Source organism: Mesorhizobium sp. Primo-A (assembly GCF_003997175.1).
GTDB lineage: Bacteria > Pseudomonadota > Alphaproteobacteria > Rhizobiales > Rhizobiaceae > Mesorhizobium > Mesorhizobium ciceri.
The window spans coordinates 1-7,883 of sequence record NZ_RZTG01000043.1 but is presented as its reverse complement, the minus strand read 5'-3'; the positions used below and the strand labels follow the sequence as shown (position 1 = coordinate 7,883).

Annotated in this window: 8 protein-coding genes; 5 read left to right on the top strand and 3 right to left on the bottom strand. The window is 63.8% G+C overall.

What is annotated here, in order from left to right; all coding sequences use genetic code 11:
- A partial coding sequence (locus tag EOC83_RS32455; protein WP_164762435.1) for an aldo/keto reductase occupies positions 1-899 on the bottom strand: 899 nt, incomplete at its 3' end.
- A gap of 183 nt (positions 900-1,082) precedes the next feature.
- Here EOC83_RS32455 and EOC83_RS32450 point away from each other — a divergent pair.
- The 4 genes from EOC83_RS32450 to kdgD all read left to right on the top strand — a co-directional run bounded on the left by EOC83_RS32450 (position 1,083) and on the right by kdgD (position 5,198).
- Complete coding sequence (locus EOC83_RS32450; RefSeq protein WP_063170657.1) at positions 1,083-2,171, top strand: sugar ABC transporter substrate-binding protein; 1,089 nt, start codon at positions 1,083-1,085, stop codon at positions 2,169-2,171.
- Between the two features lie 122 nt (positions 2,172-2,293).
- Positions 2,294-3,361 carry an ABC transporter permease gene (locus tag EOC83_RS32445; protein WP_063170658.1) on the top strand — a complete coding sequence of 356 codons (1,068 nt, stop codon included), beginning with the start codon at positions 2,294-2,296 and terminating at the stop codon, positions 3,359-3,361.
- Positions 3,358-4,185 carry an ATP-binding cassette domain-containing protein gene (locus EOC83_RS32440; RefSeq protein WP_063170659.1) on the top strand — a complete coding sequence of 276 codons (828 nt, stop codon included), beginning with the start codon at positions 3,358-3,360 and terminating at the stop codon, positions 4,183-4,185. Before EOC83_RS32445 ends, EOC83_RS32440 begins: the two co-directional genes overlap by 4 nt.
- An 80-nt stretch (positions 4,186-4,265) precedes the next feature.
- Positions 4,266-5,198 carry a 5-dehydro-4-deoxyglucarate dehydratase gene (gene kdgD, locus EOC83_RS32435; RefSeq protein ID WP_063170660.1) on the top strand — a complete coding sequence of 311 codons (933 nt, stop codon included), beginning with the start codon at positions 4,266-4,268 and terminating at the stop codon, positions 5,196-5,198.
- A 48-nt stretch (positions 5,199-5,246) separates the two neighbouring features.
- Here the strand turns inward: kdgD and EOC83_RS32430 are convergent, their stop codons facing one another.
- The gene (locus EOC83_RS32430) at positions 5,247-5,978 is read right to left on the bottom strand and encodes a FadR/GntR family transcriptional regulator (protein WP_127224710.1); all 732 of its coding nucleotides are present in this window, start codon (positions 5,976-5,978) and stop codon (positions 5,247-5,249) included.
- Positions 5,979-6,133: 155 nt separating this feature from the next.
- Here EOC83_RS32430 and EOC83_RS32425 point away from each other — a divergent pair, with 155 nt between their 5' ends.
- Entirely contained in the window at positions 6,134-6,961 is an 828-nt protein-coding gene (locus tag EOC83_RS32425) for an NAD(P)-dependent oxidoreductase (protein WP_244506992.1), read from the top strand.
- Here the strand turns inward: EOC83_RS32425 and EOC83_RS32420 are convergent.
- The coding region (locus EOC83_RS32420; RefSeq protein ID WP_206516570.1) for a GMC oxidoreductase at positions 6,958-7,883 on the bottom strand (926 nt) is incomplete at its 5' end. The genes EOC83_RS32425 and EOC83_RS32420 overlap by 4 nt on opposite strands.

Genomic DNA, 7,883 nt, shown 5'->3' with positions numbered 1-7,883 from the left:
ACACTCGACGCCAGGGGATGGCCGAGCGGGAAATGCAGCGCCGCCGCCGGCAGCGAAACCTTGTGGCTGGCGCACACCGCCTCGATGCGGCGGACGCGTTCGAGCACCGGCTCGGGAGCCGGCCTGGTGTTGAAGGTCGCGCCCTTGACCGCGCCCGTCGCCAGGATGCCGGAATTGTAGGGGCCGCCGATAATGATCCTCGTGCCGCGCTGTTCACAGAGCGGCAGCAGGGTCGCCAGTGGCTCCTGTTCGAGCAACGTGTAGCGGCCGGCGAGCAGGAAATAATCGAAGGCGCCGGCAACGACGAAATCGGACAGCATCTGCCATTGGTTGATGCCGACGCCGACCGCCTTGATGACGCCTTGCGAGCGCAGTTCGTCGAGCGCTGGATAGGCGCCGTCCATGGCTTCCCGGAAGCGGCTCCGGGCATAGGGATCCTCGCCGGGGCCGAAATGAATGGCCTCGTCGGGATCGTGGATCGAAACCATGTCGACATAGTCGGTGTCCAGCCGCTTCAGCGTGCCCTCGAGCGAACGCATCACCGCATCGCGCGAATAGTCGAACTCGGCGCGGAAGGAGCCGGGCTGGTCCCACAGCGCCGGCTTCAATTCTTCGGGCGGGATCGGCACGAGGTCGTAGCCGATCTTCGACGAGATGACGATGTCCGCGCGGGGCAGCGACTTGATGGCAAGGCCCAGACGCGTCTCGCTGACGCCAAAGCCATAGACAGGTGCGGTGTCGAAATAGCGGATGCCATTTTCATAGGCCGCCTGCACAGTCTTCACCGCCGCATCGGTGTCGACGGCGCGGTACATGTTGCCGAGCCCCGTGCCACCGAGCCCGATCGTCGTCACCTTCAGGCCGCCCTTGCTAACAGCCCTGAATTCGATTTCAGCCATTTTCTCTTCCTGTAATCCCTGATCGTCCATTTGTGCCGCCCAGAAGGCCGCCTTCGCGCCATTAGGCCGCAGAGGGCCGTCCTGAACTCGGCGGCGAAAAAGCATTGACACAAAAGTTGTCATATAACAATGTAACCGGATGACAATTGTAGCGATGCCTACAAAGCGACAACGTAGGAACGCATGGACGACGAGACGAAAAATCTGATGGAGATGGTGAATGCCGGCATCAGCCGGCGCAGCGCTTTCGCGCTGGCCGGAAAACTCGGCCTTGGCGCAGCCGGCCTCGCCAGCGGACTGGGTGCTGGTCTTGTCGGCGGCATCAGCGCGGCACGAGCAGCGGATTCATCGCCCGGCCTGCCGAAGAAGCCCTACAAATTCCACTTCGTCTGCCACGTGACGCTCGACCAGTTCTTCACGCCAACGGTCTACGGCATCCAGGATGCCTGCGCGGCTTTCGGCTGCAGCTATCAGTGGACAGGTTCGCAGAAGAACGTCGTCTCCGAAATGGTCAGCGCCATGCAGACGGCGATCGCGCAGAAGTCGGACGGCATCGCCGTGTGCCTGGTCGACCCGACGGCTTTCGACGCCGCCACCGACATGGCCGCGCAAGCCGGCATTCCGGTTGTCGCCTTCAACGCCGACGTGCCGGTCGGCAGCCCCAACAAGCGGCTCTCCTATGTCGGCCAGCCGCTCTATCAGTCCGGCTACAACTCGGCGCTGAAGTGGCTGAAGCTGATCCCCAAGGGCGGCCACGTCATGCTGTCGATCGGCGTGCCGGGCTCACTCAACACGCAGCCGCGCCTCGACGGCTACATCCAGGCGATCAAGGACAGTGGCAGCGGCGTCACCTACGATGTCGTCAACACCGGTCCGGATCCGGCAACCGAAATCTCGCGCGTCGAGAGCTATTATCTCAGCCACAAGACCGTCAACGGCCTGTTCGGCACCGGCGGTTCCGACACCTATGCCTGCGGTTTCGTGTCCAACAAATACGGCCTGGTGAAAGCCGGCGGCGCGGTGGCCGGCTTCGACCTGTTCCCGCAGACGCTGGACTTCATCAAGGCCGGCGACGTCAACTTCACCACCGACCAGCAGGCCTATCTGCAGGGCTTCCTGCCGGTGCAGCAGATGTATCTCTACAAGCTCTCGGGCGGCCTTGTCGGCCCGGCCAACAGCGACACCAGCCAGGCCTATGTGACCAAGGACAATGTCGACGCCTATGTCGGCAAGTCGCGCTTCGAGGGTCGCAGCGAGGTCGAGCCGACCTGACGCGGCCGAACCGCGACACACCTGCCCTCGCCGCGTCATTTTGCGTGATGTGGCGGGGGTGGCGACGGCTGCCCGTCGCCGATCCTCTTCTTCGCCCAAAGTTCGAAATCAGGAAGACAAGAGTGCCGCCCACAGAAACCAAGCCTGCGAAGAAGACCGGCGTCAAGGTTCCGCACACAATGACCGAGAGGCTGCTGATCCTGCTGTCGCGCTATCGCGAGGCCAGCATCGCCGTGGTCGCCATCGTGCTCGTGATCTATTTCCAGTTCGGCAGCGATGGCGGCTTCCTGTCGCCGCAATTCATGAGCGTCGTGCTGCGCGACACCGGCCGGCTCGGCCTGATCGCCGCGGCGGAAGTCATGCTGATGATCACCGGCGAAATCGATCTGTCGCTCAGCGCCATCTTCTCGATCGCACCCTACGTCATGGCGCTGCTGTCGGTCACCTATGGCGTGCCGCTGGCCGTCGGTGCGCTGATCGGCGTGCTGATCGGCATATTGGTCGGCGCCATCAACGGCATCATCACCGTGCGCTTCAAGGTGCCGTCGCTGATCACCACCGTCGGCATGCTGTTCTTCCTGCAAGGCATCGTCGTCTCGATCTACAACAGCCAACCGATCGTGGCGCCGGTCGAGCAGCCCTTCAACGCCATCTTCGGGCAGAGCCTGTACCAGCCGTCGGATGCGCTCTTGTCCTGGCATGGCATCACCGCGTTCACGCCCTTCCTGTGGGCGGTGCTGGTGGTGCTGGTGCTGGCGCTGGTGCTGAACCGCACCACCTTCGGCCTGCACACCATCGCCACCGGCTCCAACATCATCGGCGCCCGCGAGATCGGCGTGCGCACCGACCGCATGAAGATCTACAATTTCATGATCGCCGGCGGCTGCGCCGCCTTCGCCGGCATCATCAACACCGCCCAGTTCACCTCGGCTGATCCGCAGGCCGGCAGCCCGTTCCTTACCTTGCAGGCGATCGCGGCGGCGGTCATCGGCGGCACTTCCCTGCTGGGCGGCTCCGGCACCGTCATCGGCGCGCTGATCGGCGCCTTCGTCGTCGCCTCGCTCAACAACGGCCTGGTGATGATCGGCGCCCAGGCCACTGTGTCCGACATCTATCTCGGCGCGGCCATCATCGCCGCGATGATCCTCTCAATCCAGGTCGACCGCCTGCGCACACGGAGGCGCGTATGAATTCGCCAACCATTCCGCCGCTGGCACCCGATGCGCCTGTCGTGCTGGAGATGTCCAACATCTCCAAGAGTTTTGGCGCCGTCACCGCCCTCGTCGACGTCTCGATCAAATTGCGCCAGGGCGAAGTCCTGGCGCTGGTCGGCGACAATGGCGCCGGTAAATCGACGCTGATCAAGATCCTGTCCGGCTTCCACCAGCCCGATACCGGCACGATCGTCTCGCAAAGTAAGGAGGTGCGTTTCGCCTCGCCGCGCGATGCGCGCGCCCAAGGCATCGAAACCGTCTATCAGGACCTGGCTCTGATCGGCGACCTCAGCGTCTTTCACAATATGTTTCTGGGCCGCGAGTACCACAAGCGCTTCCTTGGCCTGAACCTGCTGGACAATAGGAAGATGCGCGAACAGGCGCAGCTCTATCTCGATACGCTCGGCATCACGATCCCCAGCGTCAACAGCACGGTCGACCTCCTGTCGGGCGGGCAGCGCCAGTGCATTGCGGTTGCCCGCTCGATCTATTCGTCGCCGAAGATCCTGGTGCTCGACGAACCGCTGGCGGCACTGGGCGTGCGCGAGAGCGCGCATGTGCTGGGCCTGATCCAGAATCTGCGCCAGCAGCGCCAGGTTTCGGTGATCCTGATCGTCCACAACTACAACCAGATTTTCGAAGTCTGCGATCGCATCAACTTCCTGCATTCGGGCGAGGTCGCGCTCGATGCCTCCACGGCCGACACCAGCGAGGAGGAACTGATCCGCATCGTCAAGTCGGGCCTGGGCACCAGGGCGATCGAAGCTGCCGCGGCCGAAGTCCGGCCGGGCCTCATATGAACCTGCCGGCAAGTCACGGCTAGAACAATCCTTGCCGGCCCGACCTCCCATCGGCCGGCCCCTCGCACGGAGTATTCGTTTTGACGTTCTCACCCACCGAACTGACCAGATCCCTTGGGCGCGGGCTGCTGTCCTTTCCGCTGACCTTCTTCGACGATGACGGTGCCTTCAACGAGGACGGTTACCGCGCCCATGTCGCGGCCCAAGGCACAGCCGGGGCGAGCGGGCTGTTCGCCGCAGGCGGTACCGGCGAGTTCTTTTCGCTGACGCTTGAGGAATACAAGCGCGTCGTGCGGGCGGCGTCGGACGAAGTGCCCGATACGATGCCGCTGCTGGCCGGCGTCGGCTACGGCACGCATATGGCGGTCGAGTTCGCCCAGGCCGCCGAGGCCAATGGCGCCGACGGGCTGCTGGTGCTGCCGCCCTATCTGGTCAAGTCGGAGCAGGAAGGCCTGCGTCGCCACCTGACGGCCATCTGCCGCTCGGTCGGCATCGGCGTGATCGCCTATAACAGGGACAATGCGGTGCTGACGCCCGACACGCTTGAGCGTGTAGCGCAGGATTGCCCGAACCTGATCGGCTTCAAGGACGGCGTCGGCGATATCGAACTCCTCACCGCAACACGCTACCGCATGGGCGACCGGCTGGTCTTCATCGGCGGCATGCCAACGGCCGAAGTCCATGCCAGTGCCGCGGCTGCGATCGGCATGACGACCTACTCCTCGGCGATCTACAATTTCGCGCCCGAGATCGCGCTGCGTTTCTTCAATGCTCTGCGCGCCGGCCGCACAACGGAAGTCGGTGATCTCATCCGCTCGTTCTTCCTGCCCTACCTCGCCATCCGCAACCGGCGCGCCGGCTATGCCGTGTCGATCGTCAAGGCCGGTGCGCGTATTGCCGGGATCGACTGCGGCCCGGTGAGATCGCCGCTGCTCGACCTGACAGCGGACGAAGAGCGGCAGCTCGCGGCTCTCATGCACTCCTGCAAAATGCCGGTCGCGGAGCTGGCGTAGCACGGGATGATTTGCGGGAGCGGATCGAAGACCGGAACTGACGGCTTGCTACGATCTGGCGTGACCATCGACCATGCGGCGGTAACGCTCGCGCCCCGCCTCCAGATGCTCGCGCAAGGTGAAGCGGGCGGCTTCGACATTCTGCCGCTCGATGGCCTGATAGATGCGGCGGTGCTCCATCTGGACCTGCTCCAGATAGTGCCGCCGCTGCTCCGGCGTTTCGTCGCGCGGGCGCATCAGCTGGCGTGGAATGAGGACAGGTCCGAGAAAGTGCATAAAGCGTTCGAAATAGGGATTGCCGGTGGCCGAGGCGATCGCTCGGTGGAAGGCAAAGTCGGGCTCGATCGCGCTCTCGCCCGCCGCGATCGAGGCGTCGATGGCGTCGAGGCAGTCGCGCATGCGGGCAAGGTCGTCGTCGCCGCGCTTCTCGGCGGCGATGCCGGCGGCTTCTTGTTCCACCGCGAGCCGAAGCTGCAGCACGTTCTGGACTTCCGTCAGCGAGTGCAGCTCGTCGGAAACGATGCGGAATGTGGTGTTGGCCTCATGGTCGGCGACGAACACGCCGGAGCCCTGGCGGCTGACGACAAGGCCCTCCGATCGAAGGGAAGCCATGGCTTCCCGGATCACCGTGCGGCTGACCCCGAATTGCGCGATCAGTTCCTGTTCGGTCGGCAGTTTCTCGCCGCTGGTCATATGGCCGGCGCGTATTTCGCGCGCAAACCAGTCGGCAACCTGCGCCGTGCGGCTGATCTGCGGGGGAAGGCCAAAGGAACGTTTCATCGCCATCAAGCAATAAACGAACCTCTGTCCTTGGCAACCCATTATTTATACGGTGATATGATGACATTTGCGACGCGTTGGACACGACCAATCTTCATTCGCCTTATCAGCGCCGCGCGAACATGTCCGCGGTCTCAGTGAAAGGACAGGGCGTGATGATCCCCCAAAAACCGGTGCTGTTGACCGGAGCCTCCGGCACGATCGGACGGCTGCTCTCGGCCAGGCTGGCGGCGCTCGGCTGGACCTTGCGGCTGACCGATGTCGTGCCCTTGCCGATCCCGTTGCCGCCAAACGCAAGCTTCGCCATCGCCGATCTCGAAGACCAGCAGGCGGTGAACGATCTGGCAGAGGGCTGCGGCCTGATCCTGCATTTCGGCGGCATCTCCACCGAGCAATCCTTCGAGACCGTGCTCGGCCCCAATCTTCGCGGCGGTTTTCACATCTATGAGGCGGCGCGCAGAGAGGAGGCGCGGGTGGTGTTTCCATCTTCGGTGCATGCGGTCGGCCTTTACGAGCGCACCGAGATTCTTGACCAGGACTGCCTGCTCAGGCCGGACGGCTATTACGGCCTGTCGAAAGCCTATGGCGAGATGCTGGCGCGGCTCTACTTCGACAAGCATGCGGTGGAAAGCGTGTTGATCCGCATCGGCTCGGTGCTGCCGGAGGTTCCGGACGAGAGGATCCTGTCGACCTGGATATCGCATGACGATTTTGTGCGCCTGATCGAGCGTTGCGCCGAAGCGGATCGTGTCGATTGCTCAGTCATCTGGGGCCAGTCCAACAACAGCCGCGGTTTCTGGCGGCACGATGCCAGGCTGAAGCTCGGCTGGACGCCGCTCGACAGTTCCGACAGCCAGGCCGAGCGGGTGCGCGGCAAGGTGACGGACAATCCGGTGGTCGAGCGCTACCAGGGCGGCAAGTTCATTGTGGTGGACTACAGCCGTGCAGACTTTCCGCCGCGTTCGATGTTCCCGGACGACTAGGCCGTCACCGCCGGCAGCGGGCCTCGCCCGGCGATCAAATCCGCCGCCTTCTCGGCGATCATGATCACCGCTGCATTGGTGTTCGAAGACACGATGCTTGGCATGACCGAACTGTCGCAGACGCGCAGGCCCTGCAGTCCGCGCAGACGAAGTTCTGGATCGACGACGCTCCCGGTATCACCGCCCATGCGGCATGAGCCGACCGGATGGTAGGCGCTGCGGCCATGTTCACGGGCGAAGGCTTCGAGCGCTGCGCGCCCCTGCATTGCTGCGCCGGGAAGATGCTCGCGGCTGATGTATTTTGAAAAAGCCGGCTGCGACAGGATCTCGCGGCTGATCTCGATGCCGTCGATGGCGCGCTCGAGATCGTAGCGCTCGGCGAAGGGATTGGGGTCGATGATCGGCGGATCGCGCAGATCACCCGATCGCAGCGTGACGCTGCCGCGCGAGCGGGGGCGGACATGGTAGCTATTCAGCGTGCAGCCATTGCCGCCGGGCACCGAGCCGATGCCTTCCTCAACGCCGGCACCAGGCAGGAAGTGGAACTGGATGTCGGGCGTCTTCTCCGCCCGGTCGCCCCACCAGAAGCCGCCGGCTTCGACGATGTTGGAGGCCACCGGTCCCTTGCCGAACAACGCGTATTCGAGGCCTGCGACCGCTTGCCAGCGCTTTTTCTTGTAGCGATCGATGCCGTGCGGGCCATTGAGTTCGGCGACCACGTCGACATCCATGTGATCGTGCAGGTTCTGGCCGACGCCGGCGAGGTCATGGATCACCTTGATGCCATGCTCCCCGAGATGCGCGGCCGGGCCGATGCCGGACAGCATCAAAAGTTTAGGCGAGCCAATGGCGCCGGCGGTGACGATCACCTCGCGCTCGGCGCCGAGCCGCTCGGTGCGTCCATTGACGATGATCTCGACGC